Raw genomic sequence first — 18,789 nt, forward strand, 5'->3', positions numbered from 1 at the left:
GGCACACTCCCTTTATTTTGGCAATAGTTTATTCAAATCGATCGGACCAACCAGGCAGAACGGCACTGGTGTTGGCTGGGCCGCGACCCCCTGAATGGGCGGAGCCTGAATGAGTAGCACCAGCATGGTTGCGCCCTTCCCGCAGGAAATCGTCGTGCTGGTATGCGCCGAAAGCAGTTTGACCTCTTTCATCTGACCGCGTAATGCAGGCATCACCGTATCGGCAAGCATTTTATTCATGGCGGTCTGCATATTGGCCGTCGCGGTGGGACCGGCATCCAACCCATCGCGCAAAAGGCGAGTTACGCGAAGTTGAAGATTTTGCTGCTTATCGAGGCTGATCACGCCCTCCACCTGCACCGGCATCACGCGATGCAAACCATTGGCATCGATCCGCAAATTAAGGGCCAGCGTCAGCTTATCGTTCGGCTCTGGCGTTACTTTAAGGTCCGACAGGCCGCTTTGCGCGTTAAGCTGCGAGGCGAAAACGGAGGTCAGCGCATCCTTGTCGAGCGAAAGCTCGATCATACGGGGTCCGGCAATTGGCGTGGCGGTTGCCGCCGCACCTGTCGAACCCGCGCCCGTCTTTGGACCAACACCGCTATACATCCATGCCGCGCCAATGCCTCCACCAAGCAGCGCAAGAACAACTATCAGCGCAACGATCGAGAAGGCGCGGTGCTGTCTGAACCAGCGCGAAGTACTAGAACTATTACCGGTGTAAACGGGGCGCGTATCTGCCTCATGGATATTCACCACAGGATCGGACAGTGGCAGCGTTCTCCCCCAGAGGAACAGGGCCGGAACAATCGCGATCAGGCAGATGATCATGGAAAGAAAAAAGACGGCTGTATAGACGGTATGCGCCGATTGAATTAGGTGTGTTGCATAGCCCAGCGACCAGCTTGTAAACTCGGCAGCGGTTGGCTTTGACGGCAATGATGGATATTGTGCCGCCAGCTCTTTGAAGTAGGCCAGCGCCCAGGAGGTCAGAGCAGCCAACCCCAGCGTCATACCAACCATACGTAGCGCCGTCACAATCGCCGAACTCATCCCCGCCTGCTGTGCCCTGACCGCATTAATCGCGGTTGTGCTGATGGGAGCGATAACCAGGCCAAAGCCAAAGCCCGCAATGACTGTGCTGATGGTAATCTGCGTCCAATCGACAGTGAGCGGCCAGCGGCTCATCAGAAAGAAGCCAATGGAGGTAAAGAGCAGCCCCACAACAGCCGTCAGGCGGCTCGTAATGCGGCTACAGAGCCAACCGCCAAGCAGGGCACCAACCGGGATCATCGCCGTCAAACGCAACAGAGCCAGACCACTATCCAGTACCTGACCCTGCAAGACGGTATCGATAAAGATCGGGATATCCGCCATCGCGATAATCAGCGCCGCCCCAACTAGCAAGCTCACGAGCGAGGTAGCGCTGAAGGCAAGGCGCTTGAAGAGGGCCAGATCCACGACAGGCCAGCGCACCCGGCGCTCGACCAGAATAAAGGCAATCAGGAAAACGACGGCCAGCACGAGCGCGATAGGGTTGTTCTGCGGCGTGGGCTGATTCGGCGAGAGCGGGCCAAGCGTGGTTCCCTGCTGTGCCAGTCCCAGACTGAGACAGGTCAGCATTAGACCGAGCAGCAGTGCTCCGATCCAATCGATTCCCTCATGGAGACGCTTGCCAGGAGGAATCAGTTTCCAGGCTACCACCATCAGGATAATAACCAGGGGAATATTGAAGTAAAAGATGTATTGCCAGCCCAGCGAGGCAACTATCAGCGCTCCATAGAGCGGACCAAGCGCACCTCCAGCCTCAGTCATCGCGCCAATCAAGCCCAGCGCCAATCCGCGCCGCTTCTGCCCATAAAAATCGCTGGCAATCGCCATCGAAACCGGCACAATCGCACCACCGCCGATGGCCTGGAAGAGACGAGCTGCGATCAACCAGATCAAACCCGGAGAAGAGGTATCGATCTGGAGCACGCTGAGAAAGCGAAGATTCATGAGTTGTCCCAGTTGGGGAGCAATGGCACAGAAGAGCGAGCCGATGCCAAAGATGATCAGGCAGAGCTGGAAGATGCGCCGCCGTCCATAGATATCGGAGACGCGGCCCATCAACGGCATCGCCACGACAAAACCCAACAGGTACGCGCTGATAATCCACGCGGCATGATCAAGCTGGGTAATCGGGATTTGTAGATTGGTGATGATCTGCGGCAGGGCTGTTACCACCACCGTCTGATCGAGGGCCGTGATAAAAACCGAGATGCAGGCAACGGTCAGAGCCGCCAGTGCCATTTTCGGGGATCGTGTGGCCGTCGCGTCCTCATCTGGTGTGGTGAGCGCGTGCATAGAGGCCGTGATTTGTTGTGAGAGATCATGGTGCTGGCTCTGGGGCTGCTCATCAGCAAGATGAGCGGTTGGCGAATCGTCGCTGGTTGCATCGGTAGCAAAGGGTAGCTGGTTCACATCGGGGATCGTGGGTACTTCCTCCAATGGAGGGGAATGATCTGCATTGCCCTGTTGAGGCAACTGGGAGGAAGTTTCTTTATCATCTTCAAATGTGTACATGTATCCCTCAATAAACACAATGAGAAAAATCAGGTTGAGACGACCTTGAGCGATAGAGGTAGCCTCCTGATCTCGCATCCAAACATACATGTAAGTATACATGGCCTGGTCGCGAACAGGAAGCCTTCCCCAACAATGCATAGCCATTCTCAAACGAATCAACGCAATTCGTGCCCCGTTTTGAGGATCAGCTTTGTCGTCACATCTCCGCCAGCCTCAAACCATCCCCTGCTCGCTGGCCAGTTGTGTCAACCGGTTGCGTACCTCCCATAGCTCAGGATAGAAGACATCTTTGAGGGTGCGTTCCAGCAGCGCCATCGGTGTGCCGCCAGTGCCAACTGAGTTGGGGCCGATCATGCGCTGTGCCAGCTTGAGATGTTGCATGCGGAACAATTGAAACACCTCGTCATAATTGGTCAGCTCCTCAGCCAGGGCCAGCAGCAATTGATACCGCTCTCTATGCATATAGACCTCTTCAAGCGAAACCCGCTCATGTATCAGCAGCGCTTGAAAATCGTCCCAGAGGTGCGGAGAGATGCTCATCAGTGCATGAAATCCGGGCGAATCGGTCCCGGCACCGTCTGCCAGCACTTTGCGGAAATTGTGGAAGTCCCAGGGATTCATCGTATCGAGCATGCGCAAATTTTCCAACATCAGGTATTGGATGCGAATCACGCGCCGCAACAGATGTAATGCCTGGATGATATTGTGTTGCTGCAAAAGCGTGCGGATACTGAGCAACTCAAATGCGGCCTCCTTCCACCAGAGTTCAAAAACCTGATGAACGACCTGAAACTGTAGCTCATCGTGATGCGTTAACTGCTCCTCCGGCTTTTGCAGAGAGAGCAATTCGTCAGTGCGCAGATAACGCTCGTAAACGCTCTGCTCCGACTTCTGTTTATGCGTATGAGGTTTGATTGTCATTACTTTAGTCCTTCTTCGGCTATCTAGAAACGTCGTTGCTTCTTAGTTACATATCAAGCATAGCACAGCGCGCCATATGAAAACAGGCCAGCGGGCGATCCTTGCGGTCGCCCGCTGGTACTTTACGCAACCTCTATACTAGAGAGGAATGTCAATCGCCCACTTGCCAGTATAGGCAATGCATATTATCATACAGGAGATAGAGCAGCGTTGTTCATTATTTATTTGGAGCAATAGTATGGGACTTTTAACCCTGACCTATATGTTGGATTGGGGCTGGTTGCGCATCGGCCCCCCCTACATCTACATTAATATCGACCCCGTCCTCGTTCATCTGGGGCCGCTGGCACTGCGCTGGTATGGCCTGATGTACGTTATCGGTATCATTATGGGCCTGTGGATTATTCGCGGCTATACCGAGCGCAAAGGCGTTGATCAGGATATGGTCTATCGCGTTCTGTGGTGGTGTATCGCCGCTGGTCTGATAGGAGGACGGCTCTACTTCGTCATTCAGCAACCGAACCTTGTAGACTACTATCTCAAAAATCCCATCCACATCATCGCTACCTGGGAGGGAGGCATGGCCTTCTACGGGGCAATTTTCCTCGTCATTCCCACATTGATCTGGCGCGCACGTGTGGAGCGCATCAATCCTCTGGTACTGGTGGATGCTGGCGTTCTCTTCGCGGCAGCAGGACAGATCTTCGGTCGCATTGGCAACCTCATCAACGGCGATATCATCGGCTATGTCAGCACACTCCCTTGGTCCACCGTCTATCAGAACCCCGATAGCTGGGCCTGCCTGCGTCCTGAAACCTGCAATGTACCGGTACAGCCTGCTGCTGGCTACGAACTGCTCATCAATCTTGTTCTGCTAGCAACAATGCTTTTCCTGGCACGCCGCGTGAGACGCCCAGGCGTCCTGATGCTGGTCTATCTCTACAGTTATGCGATTACACAATTCCTGATCTTCTTCACCCGTGCCAACGATGTCGTCTCGTTTCTGGGCATCGACGCCGGGCTGAAGCAGGCGCAATGGACCTCACTGGTTGTGCTGGTGGCGCTCTTGCCGCTGACCTACTGGTTGATACGCTTCTCGAAACCTGTACCTGCTGGCGCGGTCGCGGCAACTTATGGTGTCACGCAAAAGCCTGCCCCCATTGAAGCTGGCACGGTTACAAAGATTGTCGAAGTTCCAGAACAAGCCAGAGAAAATACCATACACATCAGCGAGGAAAAGCCAGCCGTCATCGATGCTCACGAAGTGGAAATCCTGCCTGAAGAACCGGCAAAACAATTGTCTGAGAAGCGCAAGGACGAGATCGCCGCTCAACCTACCATCGTTCCTCCTTCAACTGACGAAGAGAAAATCGCAGATCAGCCCACCATCGTTCCTCCAGTTGATGAGACACCCAACACAGGCTCTGACGAACCAACAAACGAGCCTTCTCGCACAACTGAAGAGAAACAAGCCAAGCCTGATGACACCTCATCTTCGCTTGCTGACTCATCTGAGGAGAACGAGCAAAGCGAAAAAGCAACTGAGGATGAGGCCAAAGAGGAGGTTTCAGCAGAAGCCAGTGTCTCGACTGGCAAAGAAACGAAATAAGGACTGATCTATTAGCATTTACCTCGCCTACATCCTGGAAATGGAACGAGGTGACCACCCGAATATGGCAGGGGCGATGGCTTGTCCTCGCCCGCCAACCTGGGGAGGCGGGCGAGGACAAGCCATCGCCCCTGCCATATTCGGCCTCACCCAGGAAGATTTTGTGGATGCACCAATTAGCCGCCCAAACACGATGTGATGGGAACATGGGGAGGGGAAACGGCATTGCATGATAGTAAAAAATACTATATTTGATAGAGCATTTTGCGGTGCATGATTGAGATCAGAGTATCGGTCAATGTCAGCACCTTCTCAAACTGCTGCGTTTGTTGCTCTAATGGAAGGCCGGCCTCGCGCCAGATGGGTAACAAATATTGTTCGCAAGCGGCAATCTCGCTGCGCACAAGCTGGCGCAACTGGAAGCGGATGAGAGCAGGCAAAGCCAATGGCAGGCCCAGTTCCCCCATATGCTGATACAGTTCTAACAGCAGCACATCATCGCCTGTAAAAAGCTGCTCTCCATCGTCGCTTATGAGTGGAAACAGTAGCTCTTGCCGCGCCAGTTCATCGAGATCTTCTCCCGACACGCCTGTCTGTTGCATCACCTCCTCGCGACTGAGCCGGACCTGCGAACTGCTGCCAGTGACAGTGCGCAGCATGCGTTGCTTGAGCGCAAGATTCATCTGCACATCGCCCTGTTCCACCCGAATCGCCAGCAATTGTTTGATCACCTCCAATGAAAGATTCTGCTGCTCCCTGAGTTCGCGGATAATACCCAGGATCAGCAGATGCTCTTGATTATAATATGCAACACGTCCTCGCATGATAGGAGGTGGCAAAAGGCCTTGCGTGTTGTAAAAACGGATCGTCCGGCTAGATACGCCCGAAACTTGCGCCAGACCATCGATACGAAATAGCTGCGGCTGTACATCACTCTGAACCAAAGATATTTTCCTCTTCGCGCTGGAACTGTTTCCTGCTAACGGCATCAACAAAATATACAGCAAAAACCATTGTCTATTTTACACCATACATCCAGATACTTATATCCCTGACGCAACGCATAATTTGTACGGACATGATATATCATGTCCGTACAACGTGTTTTGCTTCTTTAATCAATCATACAAATGCGTCAGCGCTTGGGACAATAACCTTAAACGCTGACACATATTTACGATCATATGTTTCGGAAAATCTAGCCTACGATGTCACTTCAGCAATGATCTCATCATCGCTGACATCGCGACGGATTGCGGCATGGCCCAGGAAGAAGAGCAACACCCCGACGACCAGGGAGAGCAAGCCGATACTTCCAATCCAGATTACCCAGGACGAATAAGAGATCAGCGAGGTCCAGGGGCCGGTAAACGTGACGTAGACACCCACCGCACTGGCAATCAAGCCCAGCACGGAACACACATAGAAGACCCAATCGGCGGCCAACCGCGCGCGCGTAAATGCCTCATGATACTTGTAGCGAATGATAATGACATCCACGAACAAAATCACCATCGATACACACCAGATCACAGTAACGGATGCCTGAAGAATATCATAGATCACCGTCGAGAGGTCAGTCGGCTTGAGGCCCGTTTGTAAGGTGTATGGAACAATGATAAAGGCAATCACGGTCAGGAGAACGGCAATCACGCTCTGAGTCAACACAGCCACCCAGGGTACGCGATTGGCGTTGACCTTACTCATCACGGTTGGCATGCGGCGATCCAGGCCAGAGACAAAGAGCAATCGCCCGAACGAGTAGTTATACACGGCGGTATTGAAGATGAAGAAGCCGATGAAGATGATATTCACCAGGACGCCAAGCACGGCACCAGCCGGACCAAAACCAGACGTTACCGCCTGAGCAACCGCTGCGGGGCTCCCCTGAGCCGAAACAGGCGTTACGGCAGTCATTACACCAAAGGTGCCGAGCAGATAGGCGGCCATCACGACCACTGATCCCCAGAGCAAATAGCGAGTGATCGCACGCACATCCTTGACCTCAACGCCCATGTTCAGCGGCACCTCGATACCCAGCAGGGCCAGGATAACCGTGCCATAGAAGGTCCAGCTTGCGGGGGCTGGCAGCCACTTTTGCGGCGAGTAATCAACTGGCGCTGCATGCCCGCCAATCAACGTGAGCAAACCCGCCAGACCCACCAGCAGAATTGCACCACCATAGGCCACAAAGACAACATTGATCAGGTTTTGCGTTACACGGAAGCGCAAGATCGACAGCACAAACGAAATGATGATGACAAGCGAGATGATCGTTCCCTGCTGCCATGCTTCGGTCAACAGATTGCCGTTGATCTGTTGAATCAGCGAGACCACAGCATCGCCAGTAGCGATCATCACGAGAATGCCGGGCCACCAGGCACAGAAGCCTGCGAAAAAGCCCATAAAGGGGCCAAACGCTTTGTGCGTCCACACATAAATAGAGCCTTCGCCAGGAAACATCAGGCCAAGCTGTCCCGTCACAATCGCGCCAGGAATGAGGAAAGAGATAAAGCCAAGCAACCAGTAAAGATACGCGGATGGACCTGCGCCGCCGGCCATCACAGCGGCATTGCTAATAAAGAGGACAATTGCAACGAAGATGGCAACCATATCAAAAGAATTCAATACTTTGGGAAGAATACCACCTGCAATACGTTCTGAACGCAACTCATCGCCACTGCCGCCCTCTGTGGTTGTTGTTGCCATACGTACAAACTCCTTCCTGCCAATAAAGCAAGAAAATAGATTGACTTCCCACCGTCTTTACAGACAATTGGGACAAATAGAGGCATACCACGAAAAATCCGCGCTACGAATGGCTGTTGATAAGAGAGGATGTATCTATCCCAAAGATAGAAGAATTCAGGCTGGTTGTCAATATTTTAATAGATGACTTTTTCGCTCGTCGCCTGCGTTTACTTCCCAGAGAGCCGTGCGACAACAGGGGAGAAGGTTTCCAGGTCCTGTGCTAAAACGCTAATGTACGAAAGACCAAAGCGTTCACGGTTGGACAGCACCTGTTCGCAGATCTGATCTACCGAGCCAACCAGGGTATAAATGCCTTCACTCTTCAAATTTGAGGAATAGCATGTTCGGTAGCAAACATGGTATTCTTAAAGGAGAGGTTACAAGGGAATGTTCTCCTGGTCAAGCACACGCCAGGGAAACCGTTCTCTACCGAACAACTGTCCCTGATTGTTCGTCAATGAAGGAGGTAGAGGAATGAAACAACAGAAAGCCGATCGTCGTTCCCAACGCACCTATCACTTGGTGAGTTACGCCCTGGCGGAACTCCTGGCAGAAAAACCCTACAATGAGATTCTGGTGCAGGATATTCTGGATAGAGCAGGGATTGGTCGTACTACTTTCTATGCCCACTATTTCGATAAAGAGGATGTCCTCAACAATATGACTGAGCAGATCCTATCAACGTTCATGCAGCAAATTGCCCATTCAACCACAAGAAAACGGGTCGTGCCAAGTTTGGAGCTGTTTGAGCATATCTACCAATCTCCACAAGTGCATTTTCGGGCGCTGATGCAAAGTCGTGCTGGCGAACCCTTATGGGAAGCTATGCAGACGGCGCTCTGCCGAACGATTGAACCAGCTCTCTGCACCCTCTGGGCAGAAAAACGTTCTTCACCGATCCCTCTGCCAGTGGTCTCTCAGTACCTGGCCGGGGCTTTTCTCACCTTGCTCAAATGGTGGGTCGCTGCCGATATGCCCTATCCGCCAGAACAGATGGAAAACATTTTCCAGCAACTGGCGCTGCCCGGCGTGTGGGCAATGCTCAAGGAAACATGAGCAGAAATTAGTGATAGCGCTGGCCCTCATCGCGTCTATATCCCCAGGCAGCCAGAACGCCAAAGATCAGGGTATAGATTAGCAAGCCCAGGCATGGCAAGATAGGCCAGGGCCGCTCAAAAACCGCACTCCAGACCAGCTCGTTATACTGGCGAATCAGGAGATAAGGGGAGAGAACAGCGACGATGCCGGGTAAATTCTGGGGAGATAGCCAGAGTCCACCAGCAAACGCCAGAGCCAGATAGCAGATATTTGCCACAGGAAAAGCAGCTTTAGGACTGAACCAGTAGCCAATCGAGATGCCGAAGAGGGTAACAGGAATGCTCCCCACAAGCAGTGCCAGGATAAAAGAGAGCCAGGCGGCCAATGTCAGATGAACCGCAGTGAATAAAAAAGCCAGCGCAACTACCAGGCCTATAGCTGGCAATGCAAAGGCCAGCGATGCCAGAATACGTGCGGCAAAGCGAATGGATGGAGCAACAGGCAGGATATGCAGATAGTCTTCCCAGGGCGAGGCGCGATCATTGGCGATGTTGACGCCAAACTGGAAGAGCGCAATACCAAGCATGGCAAAGACGGCGTAGGAGGCCATCGAGAAGGTCGCGCTCATCCTATCATGCGCCTCTGCTACGCCAAAGAAGAGAAACAACAAACCAGGAAAGATCAGCGTTGGCACACTAAACATAGGGATACGGATCAGTTCAATCACGCTAACCTTGAAATGTACCCAGATCAATCTCAATGCACATCTCCCGTCAACACCAGGAACGCATCTTCCAGACTGGTTGGCAGCACTTCTAACTCGTGGAACTCGCAGCTCTGGCGCACCAGTTCGCGCACAACAGCATCGGCATCAACAGCATACAGGCAATAGCGCTGATTTTCCTTTACTACTCGCGCGACGTTGGGCAACTCTGGCAAGTCAGGAGCTGTAAAACGAATCTGTTTCAGACCGACCCGCGCTTTAATTGCGTCGACACTACCCTCTATCAAGACCATGCCGCGATGGAGAAGGACGACATGATCCGCCAGTGCCTCGATCTCTTCCAGATAATGCGTCGTAAGCAGCACCGATCCGCCGCTGCTGGCATAGACTCGTACCACCTGCCAGAGTTCGCGGCGAGCCTCTACATCCAGCCCGGTTGTTGGTTCATCGAGAAAGACAGCTCGGGGATTGCCAACAAACGCCAGGGCAATTGCCAGTCTGCGCCTCTGCCCTCCGCTCAACCCGCCTGCTTGCCGCCGTTCAAGCCCCATCAATCCAAAGCGCTCCAGCACCTCCTGACTAGCGAGCGGCTCTGGATAATGCGCCTGTACAAGATCAACAATTTCGGCAATGGTTAATGTTGGCGGGAAACTGATCTCCTGGGGAGTTGCACCGATCCACCGCCGCCCCTCTGGCTTGTGCGGATCATCCCCAAAGAGTCGCACCTTGCCACGATCCGGGCTGCGACGACCCAACAAAACATTCAACGCAGTCGTTTTGCCTGCTCCATTTGGCCCCAGCAGCGCTACAATTTCGCCTGGAAAGATCGCCAGATTGACCCCCCGCAGCGCCTCGACACTCTCAAAACGCTTATAGACGCCTTGCAGCGTGGCGACCGGCTGAATAGGTGATCCATTTCCTGCTTGATTGGTGCGCAATTCATCCTGCATGATTCACATCCATTTTGCTACCTGATTTGTACAACAATCCTTCTATTCAGGAAACGATGACGAGCACCATTTCTCAAAATCAGGCAGGACAATCACACCTTTTTATTTCGTAGTTTCGCGATTTATCGCGATGGCTCAAATCACCTGTGAATCCGTCCTATCGCGATAAATCGCGAAACTACGAAATATCTAACTGGTCACAACGTATAAATGCCCGCTGGACTTCTAGCGGGCATCTACTACTTGATTGCAAACGATTATTGTTTAGGTTTAGGAGTTGCCTTTGGCGTTGCTTTAGCGTTTGGCTGAGCGGTGGGAGTACCAGCTACTGGCGTTCCGTTGTTTTGCAACTGTTTCTTCTCATCTTCGATCTTGCGTTGCAGGGCGCGTAAGTATGCCTGCGCACCATCGAGATCTGCCTGGGTGATGGTATTGAGTTGTTTGGGCATCGTCGTCACCTGATCGACCCAGCTTTCCAGCACTTTCTGAATAGCCTGAAGCGTGGCGTTGTCCTGATAGACGCCAGCCAGCAGCATACGCGCCGTTTTGAAGGCCTTGAGCATGGCTGAAAGAAAATCTGTGGCGATATTGGCCCCAAACTGAATAACCGGCGAGACAAAGACATCATAGGCCACACGGGTTAATCGGGCAGCAGTCACGGCTCCTTCCAGAGTGAAGCCTTCCAGATTATCCAGGGCTGTAATCAGCTCTTTCCGTGCCGCCTCTGCTCCCTGTGCCACGCCCTTGTTAAAGGCATCCTGCAACTGCTTTTCGATATTGGCTCCCGTATCACCAATGGCCTGCGGTATTTTAGGCGCATATTCATAGGCAGCCACGCCTGTTCCAACTACTGCCGCAGCTCCGATGCCCATTAGCAGGCCACGACGCGTCAGACTACCTTTGCGCCGCCGCCGGGGACGAGGACGCTCCTCCTCTTCTTCGTACTCGTCATACTCTTCTTCGTACTCGTCATATTCGTCCTCATACAATTCTTCGGGAGGCAGGCGACGTGTAGAGCGGCTGGGCGCAGGGGGATAAGCGGCATCGTAGGGTACTGCTCCTGAGCGAACTGGCACGCCTTCTGGATAGATGAGATCCTCTTCGCTATACTTCAATCGGGGATGCTCATCTTCATAGTCAGGATCAATCTCCATACCAGCTTCCAACTCTTGCCATTCCTCCTCGGTCCCACCAAATTCTTCTGTGTCGATCAATTCACGCGAAGGCAAGCGGCCACTACGAGAGCCATGTCGCGAGCCATATTCCTCAAGGGAGGATGAGAGGTACTGCTCCTGCTCCTGATCTCCCTCCTCGGCCTGCCGCGCTTTGCTGGCAATAATATTCTGACGAAGGAGTTGGCGAGTTCGGCGAGGATCAGGGCGCTGCGCTAACGGTGCAGTAGTAGACTTATGTCCAGTGCTTCCACGAGTGGCCCAACGCTCACTCTGTTCAGTATTTTCACCTCTTCCACTCTGGCTCTTGTCGCTGCGGCTGCGCAACGGATCAGACTCATACTGACGACCAGGGCTTTTACGATACAATCTCCGTTCCGTGTGATCCTTGGGCATGTGTAATTCCCTCTTCCTCCTGGAGCTTCTCCTTGACCTTTGCAGGCAGGCTCATCAGCCACTTTCAGAAACAGGACAATAAAGTGGTGCCTATGGTACTCATTCTACATCATTCATCCCTTTTTCGTCCACATTTTCACCTCACAATTTATCTATGTTGCTAATAAAACGCGGCACCGCCAAAAATCAGGCCCACTCTTTCAGTTTCTCTTCTCCTCCCGATGCCACACGTGTCCACTCTCTTATTCTTTTCCCCTCCCTCAAAACAAGCAATGGGCATCCTCTCTATTCTTCTTTTCCTATTTTGAAACCTTTTGTCAGACCTTTTGAAACCGCTGCATTGCCCTCTACGTCTTTTATAAGGAAGCACAGGCTTAGATGGCATGGTATGCTATAATTGTTCGAGTGTAATTGGCGCACGGGCCATGAGGAGGAATGTACAACAATGTCCGAATTGGAAATACCAGAGGGGCAACCCATCATCGCTTGCATCACGGTGGGCGATTTTGAAGAGAATTGTTATCTTTTTGCCTGTCCTCGCACAAAGGAAGCGGTTATCATCGATCCTGGAGATGAGCCGGAACGCATTCTCGCCACGATCAAAGAACTTCAAATTACCCCCAGGTATATTCTCAACACACACGGACATATTGACCATATCTGTGCCATTGATGCAGTCAGCCAGGTCTACCCCGTTCCTCTCGCGATCCATCCTGCCGATGTCCCCATGTATACAGATGAGCGTTCTGCCGCCATGTTCGGACGTAAAGCCCCCTGGTCAAGCGCAAGCCTGACATTCTGTTGCAAGAGGGACAGCGCATTACCTTTGGTACGCTCTCCCTGGAGGTGCTGCATACCCCCGGCCATACACCAGGAGGCGTATGTCTGGTCTGCCCGACCTACTGCGTCTTCAGCGGCGACACGCTCTTTTATCGCAGCATCGGGCGCACAGATCTGCCTGGGGGAAACTATGAGCAGATCGTTGCCTCGATCCGTACAAAGCTGTATACCCTCGACGATGATCTGGCCGTCTTTCCAGGTCATGGGGAACCCACAACTATTGAAGAAGAAAAACACGAGAATCCTTTCGTGATTGTAGAGGAGTAACGAGGAGTCATTCCTTACAGTCGGACGATGCAAGCTGCGTGCGATGCGTCATGTCCGGCTGTTGTAGAGAGGTGATACTGTGTCGGTTATATGCGTTATTGGCACCGGCTATGTTGGTCTGGTGACAGGCACCTGTCTCGCCGATATGGGCAATCAGGTGACATGTGTTGATATCGTCCCGGAAAAAATCGAGCGCCTGAAGCAAGGTGTTCTGCCTATTTATGAGCCAGGATTGAAAGAACTGGTTGAACGCAACGTCCGCGCCGACCGGCTCCGCTTTACCACAAGCTATGCCGAAGGGCTGAAAGACAGCGAGTTCATTTTTATCGCGGTCAATACTCCTCCCGATAACACTGCGGGTGGAGCTGACATGCGCTATGTCGAGAGCGCGGCGCGCAATATCGCCGAGGAACTCGACCACTATGCCATTATTATCAATAAAAGTACCGTCCCGGTTGGTAGCGGCGATTTTGTCTCGCGCGTTGTACGAAATAATCTCCAACGACCCGATGTGCGCTTCTCCGTCGTCTCTAACCCGGAGTTCCTCGCTGAAGGGTCCGCCGTTCGCGACTGCCAGAACCCTGATCGCATCGTCCTCGGCTCGTCCGAACCCGAAGCGGCTCAAAAGGTGGCCCATCTCTATCTACCACTGCGCGCACCAATCGTGGTAACAGATCTCTATACGGCAGAAATGGTCAAATATGCCTCCAATGCATTTCTAGCTACAAAGATCTCTTTTATCAATGAAATTGCACAAATCTGTGAACGGCTCGGCGCGGATGTCAAAGAAGTCGCGGTTGGCATGGGTTATGATCGTCGTATCGGGTCGGGAATGCTCGGTGCCGGCCTCGGTTACGGGGGCAGCTGCTTTCCCAAAGACGTGCGTGCGCTGGCTCATATGGCCGATGAGGCCGGTTTGCACCCCCAGATGTTGCATGCCGTCATGGAGATTAACCACGATCAGCGCCGCCTGGTCGTTGCCAAGCTAACCAACATTCTCGGATCGCTGCGCGGCTGCACCATTGGCCTGCTTGGTCTCGCCTTCAAAGCCAATACGGACGACATGCGCGAGGCACCGTCCGTCGATATCATCCGTTGGGTCACAGCACAGGGAGCAGTGGTTCGCGCCTACGATCCAGTCGCCATGGAGACTGGACGCTTCTCTCTGGAACAGGAAGGCGTGCGTCTGGACGCCGTCACCTTCTGCGAGACTGCGTATGAAGTGGCCGAGAACGCCGATGCGGTGGTGGTTGTCACCGATTGGAACGAGTTCAAGTCGTTGAATATGCAGCAGATTCGTGATTCGATGCGCCGCCCCGTCCTCGTCGATGGGCGCAATATCTATGAGCCAGCGGAGATGAACCACCTCGGTTTCATCTATCGTGGGATCGGACGCGGAACCAACCCGGCTCCAACAGTATTGCCACCCGAAGATACAACGAGCGAAGTTGTCGAGCAGGAAACCCTTAGCACTGGAGACGAGAACTAGTCATGCATGAAGAAGATCAGCCACTCATCTTTACCCCTCTCGTGCGGCGTCCTGGAGTCCCCATTCCCGACTGGCTCTTCGGCCCCGCTGGAGTGGCTGGTCTTCCCGCTCCACTACATACACCACAGGGCGTGAACGTCGCGGTCGGCATCGATATCATCGAGGTTGACCGCATACGCAAGGTCTACGAACACCACAACGAACGCTTTCTGCATCGTGTCTATACGGACCGTGAGATCCAGCAGTGTCGGGGCAAGATCTCACGACTGGCGGGACGTTTCGCCGCCAAAGAAGCGATCAGCAAAGCGCTCGGCACTGGTCTACATGGAGTGGCATGGCGAGAAATGGAGATCGTGCAGTTGCGCAGTGGGCGTCCCACCGTCACACTGCACAGCAACGCCCGTCTTCGTGCACAACAGCTTGGATTGAGCGCCTTCGATGTGAGTATCGCCGACCTCGCGCAGTTCTCCATTGCCATTGCCGTCGCCGTGCAAACCGATCCAACAACACTAGCAAACCAATTGAAAGAACAGGAACAGGGATGAGAGCATTATTACAGCGCGTCAGTCGAGCCAGCGTCACCGTCGATGGGAAGATCGTGGGGGAGATCGGCCAGGGTCTCTTAGTACTACTGGGTGTGGGACAGGACGATGGCGAAGCACAGGTCAAATTGCTGGTCAATAAAATTGTCAATATGCGCATCTTCGAGGATGACGAGGGCAAGATGAACCGCTCTCTACTCGATATTGGCGGCTCGGCCCTGGTGGTCTCACAATTTACCCTCTATGCTGATATCCGCAAAGGACGCCGCCCCAGTTTCATCGATGCCGCTCACCCTACACTGGCCGAACCGCTGGTCGAGCGCTTTAAAGAGGCCATCGCAGCCTATGACATCCCGGTTGCAGGAGGCGTCTTCGGGGCCGATATGGATGTCGCGCTCATTAATGATGGCCCGGTCACGATTTGGATCGATAGCGCATCTCTTTAACCCAGACGCTCTTTCTCGTCTCTTTTGTCGTAACTTAAAAGATGACAAAATATTCATTTTCACTACTTTTTCTCTCAAATGGTGAATTTGTCTCTGTATATCCTTTTGCTATTGTCTATATGGTTCCAGTTATGTATACTGATAAAGTATACATTTTTCATTTATATCACAACAACTCAGATCGCAATGGTTATTGGTAGGGGGTAATAAGGGCAATGGCAAAAGAGCGAGATTTAACGGTTCAGCAAACTGTCGAAGCAGCACAACATTTACATACACAAATAGAACAGCTACAGCAATCCCTCATCTTACGCGTCCAGTTACAGGAGATCACCGAAACACAATACAACGAGTTGGTTCAACTTGCGAGAGAGGGGATTGCGTTTCTCCAGAGTTGTCAGGCAAATACCATTGTCACAGCCGAGTGGATCACCCGACGCGACGATCTGATAGCTCGTGCTCAAGCGCTTATAGCAGACGCAAACAAAGCGTAATGCGTCATGTAACAGTGCTTCCTTCTGCCACTTTTTCTCCACGATCTTCGTGATAAAGGAAGATACTTTTTCTACGGCATAGTCAGCATATCAAGGAGGAAGAGTGCATGAATAATCAACCTTATCCACCCGATCCAACGTATCGAGAGAGATATCCAGATATCCACAACGATCAAACCATCCAAACCGCCGCCAGCGATAGCACCTATGCTCGCAGGCAACAGGAAAACTATGTGAACCCGGCAGGGGATCGCGTGGAGCAGCAGGAAGAACTTGTTGAGAATAAGAACGTGAACCGGGCCAACGCGCGCTATTGGACCACCACCATCACTTACTTTGTGCTGGCGGTACTGGAAATCATTCTCTTCTTACGTTTCCTCTTCCGGTTGCTGGGGGCAAACCAGGGGAACGCATTTATCATGTTCCTGTATGACTTGAGCCACGTCTTTGTCGGTGCTTTTAACGGCATTTTCAACGATCAGACGTTGGGGAGAAGCGTTTTTGAAACCTCAACCCTCGTCGCCATGCTCATCTACGCTCTGATCGCCTGGGGCATCGTTTCACTTGCACGCGTCGTCTTCGTGCCCAGAGCATCGGGATATCGCAACACAGTCACAACGCGCCGCCGCGATCTCTAATCAACATATCACGGCTGGCTCATCAAGAGAAGACATCTACAGATCGCGCTTTTGCTAGATCTGTAGATGTTTTTCTTTATCAAGCAAAACAATTCGAGCATATAAATCATATCGTTCCTTAAATAAAAAACACTATCATCGCGTAATTTCTACAGTATATGCAATCGATGTTAAGATTTGTCGCCACAACTAGTAAACTCGTACTATCGTATGGATTAAATAGTCGAGCCAAGTTTATCTTTGTAATGGTAATCTTTATAATTACTGCCTGTTTCAGGCATAATAATTGACAGGCATGTCATTTTTTGATTGTATTGTATCGATAATTCATGCCATGTACGCAAAAGATTCCTCTATCGATAGTAAGGGTTCTTATTTTCAGAAAGAGAGCCAAATAGTTTATGCGAAGAATGGAGAAGTAGCTTGATAAAGCAGGTCTGGCAAAAGCAAGCGCTTCCTTCCGAAGAGTATGCATCAAAAGCGCTACCACAAATCATGAATACCTCAGACCTGACGATGGTATTCATGATGATTATGTTTTTTATTAATAATCCAGTTGGCACAGCCGGGGCGGGTGCCGTCTCTTTCACCTATTGGATTATCGGAGCAGTTGTATTTTTCATTCCCTGCGTCATCGCCACTGCCCAGTTAGGGAGTATGTTTCCCTATGAAGGCTCAACCTACAACTGGACACATAAAGCGTTGGGAGGCTTCTGGAGCCTCTTCGCCAGCGTCTCCTACTGGGTGCCAGGTGTGCTGGGAATGGTGGCGGGAGCCGGCATTGGTGTCACATTTATCCAGGGACTTCATACCGGCTGGCTGGCGGAACCCTGGCAGCAGGGTCTGCTCTTGATCGGTTTTCTGTTATTCTCGGCCTTCTTATCAACTCAGCGTTTGCGCATCGTCCTCAATATCGTCAAAGTGGTGATGTTACTAACCTGGGCCGTCATTGCGCTATTGGGGCTGGCCGCTATCGTCTGGCTGCTGACGGGCCATCACTCCGCAACCAACTTTGCCGAGACGCGCGATTGGGCCATTACGCCGGGAACCTTCGGCTTGTTTGGTACGGTCACGCTGGCCTATCTGGGTGCCGACGTTTCGCTGAATATGGGCGGCGAGGTCACTACACGCAAAGCGATCCCCCGTCACCTGCTCATTGGAGGCATTGGCGTCATTGTCTGTTACCTGATCGTGACATTATCACTGCTGGTGGTCCAGGGCGCGGATGCAGCCAACGTTGGACCATTTGCCATCATTGCACTGATCGATCAGGTCTTTGGAAAAATTTTGGGGAATATCGCGGCAGTCTGTGTCATTGCCTTTTTCCCTATCTTTACCACCGTGCTAAATTGCTCGTTTGCGCGCCTGCTTATGGTGACGAGCATTGATCGACGTTTACCGATAGGGCTGGGCAGGCTGAACAAGAATCGTGCGCCAGCCAATGCGATTATCTTTCAGACGCTCGTTGCCATCGTCTTCGTCTTGCTCGCCTTTCTAGCCCCTTATGTCATTGCATTTACCAAGCCCGCAGATCTGGCAAACGAGGTATTCACTATTAGTCTTTCAGCGTTAACGCTGATGTGGGCTATCTCTACATCATTTCTGTTTGTCGATTTAGCGGTGCTATACTTCCGAGATCGACAATTTTTCCGACAACATCTCATTGTGCCAATGCCAATCCTGTGGATATGCATTATCGTTGCACCTGTTGCTTGCGTCCTGGCAATTGTTGTAACATTATACTATTCGCCTATACCTCAGCTAATTGGCAATAACCAGTGGGGATATCTTGTAGGAGGTCTAACGGCAGGGTGCCTTGTCATAGCTGCCGTTGCAAGCATGTTTGCCACCAGTGAGGCAGCATGGCAAGATCAAGTCGGAACCAATGATATACAATGGATCGACGGATCTAATCGGAATAATCGTCCTCTCCAGTAAGAGGAC

General features: G+C 52.2%; 17 protein-coding genes and 1 pseudogene. 11 read left to right on the plus strand and 7 right to left on the minus strand.

The window, feature by feature from the left end; all coding sequences use genetic code 11:
* Positions 1–12: 12 nt before the first annotated feature.
* Both K3T83_RS15015 and K3T83_RS15020 read right to left on the minus strand, forming a co-directional pair.
* Positions 13–2,565: an MFS transporter gene (locus K3T83_RS15015; RefSeq protein WP_220203783.1), complete on the minus strand. Its 2,553-nt coding sequence runs from the start codon at positions 2,563–2,565 to the stop codon at positions 13–15.
* 216 nt (positions 2,566–2,781) lie between these two features.
* Complete coding sequence (locus K3T83_RS15020) at positions 2,782–3,489, minus strand: tryptophan 2,3-dioxygenase family protein (protein ID WP_220203784.1); 708 nt, start codon at positions 3,487–3,489, stop codon at positions 2,782–2,784.
* Positions 3,490–3,727: 238 nt separating this feature from the next.
* Here K3T83_RS15020 and lgt point away from each other — a divergent pair, with 238 nt between their 5' ends.
* Both lgt and K3T83_RS57215 read left to right on the plus strand, forming a co-directional pair.
* Positions 3,728–5,098 (plus strand): prolipoprotein diacylglyceryl transferase, encoded by a 1,371-nt coding sequence (lgt, locus tag K3T83_RS15025; protein WP_220203785.1) that lies wholly within the window; start codon positions 3,728–3,730, stop codon positions 5,096–5,098.
* A 64-nt stretch (positions 5,099–5,162) separates the two neighbouring features.
* Positions 5,163–5,297, plus strand: coding sequence for a hypothetical protein (locus K3T83_RS57215; RefSeq protein ID WP_268963461.1), 135 nt, complete (start codon positions 5,163–5,165; stop codon positions 5,295–5,297).
* Positions 5,298–5,343: 46 nt separating this feature from the next.
* Here the strand turns inward: K3T83_RS57215 and K3T83_RS15030 are convergent, their stop codons facing one another.
* Positions 5,344–6,042, minus strand: a complete 699-nt coding sequence (locus tag K3T83_RS15030; protein ID WP_220203786.1) for a helix-turn-helix domain-containing protein — start codon at positions 6,040–6,042, stop codon at positions 5,344–5,346.
* Between the two features lie 259 nt (positions 6,043–6,301).
* On the minus strand, positions 6,302–7,807 hold the full coding sequence (locus K3T83_RS15035) for an APC family permease (protein ID WP_220203787.1): 1,506 nt from the start codon (positions 7,805–7,807) through the stop codon (positions 6,302–6,304).
* Positions 7,808–8,323: 516 nt separating this feature from the next.
* Here K3T83_RS15035 and K3T83_RS15040 point away from each other — a divergent pair.
* The gene (locus K3T83_RS15040) at positions 8,324–8,905 is read left to right on the plus strand and encodes a TetR/AcrR family transcriptional regulator (RefSeq protein ID WP_220203788.1); all 582 of its coding nucleotides are present in this window, start codon (positions 8,324–8,326) and stop codon (positions 8,903–8,905) included.
* 7 nt (positions 8,906–8,912) lie between these two features.
* Here K3T83_RS15040 and K3T83_RS15045 read toward each other — a convergent pair whose 3' ends face one another.
* From K3T83_RS15045 to K3T83_RS15055, 3 genes are all read right to left on the minus strand, one after another.
* The gene (locus tag K3T83_RS15045; protein WP_220203789.1) at positions 8,913–9,647 is read right to left on the minus strand and encodes an ABC transporter permease; all 735 of its coding nucleotides are present in this window, start codon (positions 9,645–9,647) and stop codon (positions 8,913–8,915) included.
* Positions 9,644–10,561 (minus strand): ABC transporter ATP-binding protein, encoded by a 918-nt coding sequence (locus tag K3T83_RS15050; RefSeq protein ID WP_220203790.1) that lies wholly within the window; start codon positions 10,559–10,561, stop codon positions 9,644–9,646. Before K3T83_RS15050 ends, K3T83_RS15045 begins: the two co-directional genes overlap by 4 nt.
* A 257-nt stretch (positions 10,562–10,818) precedes the next feature.
* A complete protein-coding gene (locus K3T83_RS15055; RefSeq protein WP_220203791.1) occupies positions 10,819–12,129 on the minus strand; it encodes a hypothetical protein in 1,311 nt (436 codons plus the stop codon).
* Positions 12,130–12,574: 445 nt separating this feature from the next.
* Between K3T83_RS15055 and K3T83_RS57895 the strand changes: the two are divergent.
* From K3T83_RS57895 to K3T83_RS15095, 8 genes and pseudogenes are all read left to right on the plus strand, one after another.
* Positions 12,575–12,820: pseudogene (locus tag K3T83_RS57895) on the plus strand (MBL fold metallo-hydrolase); the annotation flags it as partial.
* Between the two features lie 110 nt (positions 12,821–12,930).
* A complete protein-coding gene (locus K3T83_RS57225) occupies positions 12,931–13,236 on the plus strand; it encodes an MBL fold metallo-hydrolase (RefSeq protein WP_220203792.1) in 306 nt (101 codons plus the stop codon).
* A gap of 79 nt (positions 13,237–13,315) precedes the next feature.
* Complete coding sequence (locus K3T83_RS15070; protein ID WP_220203793.1) at positions 13,316–14,725, plus strand: UDP-glucose dehydrogenase family protein; 1,410 nt, start codon at positions 13,316–13,318, stop codon at positions 14,723–14,725.
* 2 nt (positions 14,726–14,727) lie between these two features.
* Positions 14,728–15,270, plus strand: coding sequence for a holo-ACP synthase (gene acpS / locus K3T83_RS15075; protein ID WP_220203794.1), 543 nt, complete (start codon positions 14,728–14,730; stop codon positions 15,268–15,270).
* A complete protein-coding gene (gene dtd / locus K3T83_RS15080) occupies positions 15,267–15,713 on the plus strand; it encodes a D-aminoacyl-tRNA deacylase (protein WP_220203795.1) in 447 nt (148 codons plus the stop codon). Before acpS ends, dtd begins: the two co-directional genes overlap by 4 nt.
* 215 nt (positions 15,714–15,928) lie before the next feature.
* The gene (locus tag K3T83_RS15085) at positions 15,929–16,207 is read left to right on the plus strand and encodes a hypothetical protein (protein WP_220203796.1); all 279 of its coding nucleotides are present in this window, start codon (positions 15,929–15,931) and stop codon (positions 16,205–16,207) included.
* 107 nt (positions 16,208–16,314) lie between these two features.
* Positions 16,315–16,845: a YggT family protein gene (locus K3T83_RS15090; protein ID WP_220203797.1), complete on the plus strand. Its 531-nt coding sequence runs from the start codon at positions 16,315–16,317 to the stop codon at positions 16,843–16,845.
* Positions 16,846–17,268: 423 nt separating this feature from the next.
* On the plus strand, positions 17,269–18,783 hold the full coding sequence (locus K3T83_RS15095; protein WP_220203798.1) for an APC family permease: 1,515 nt from the start codon (positions 17,269–17,271) through the stop codon (positions 18,781–18,783).
* Positions 18,784–18,789: the final 6 nt, after the last annotated feature.

The organism is Reticulibacter mediterranei (assembly GCF_016587455.1).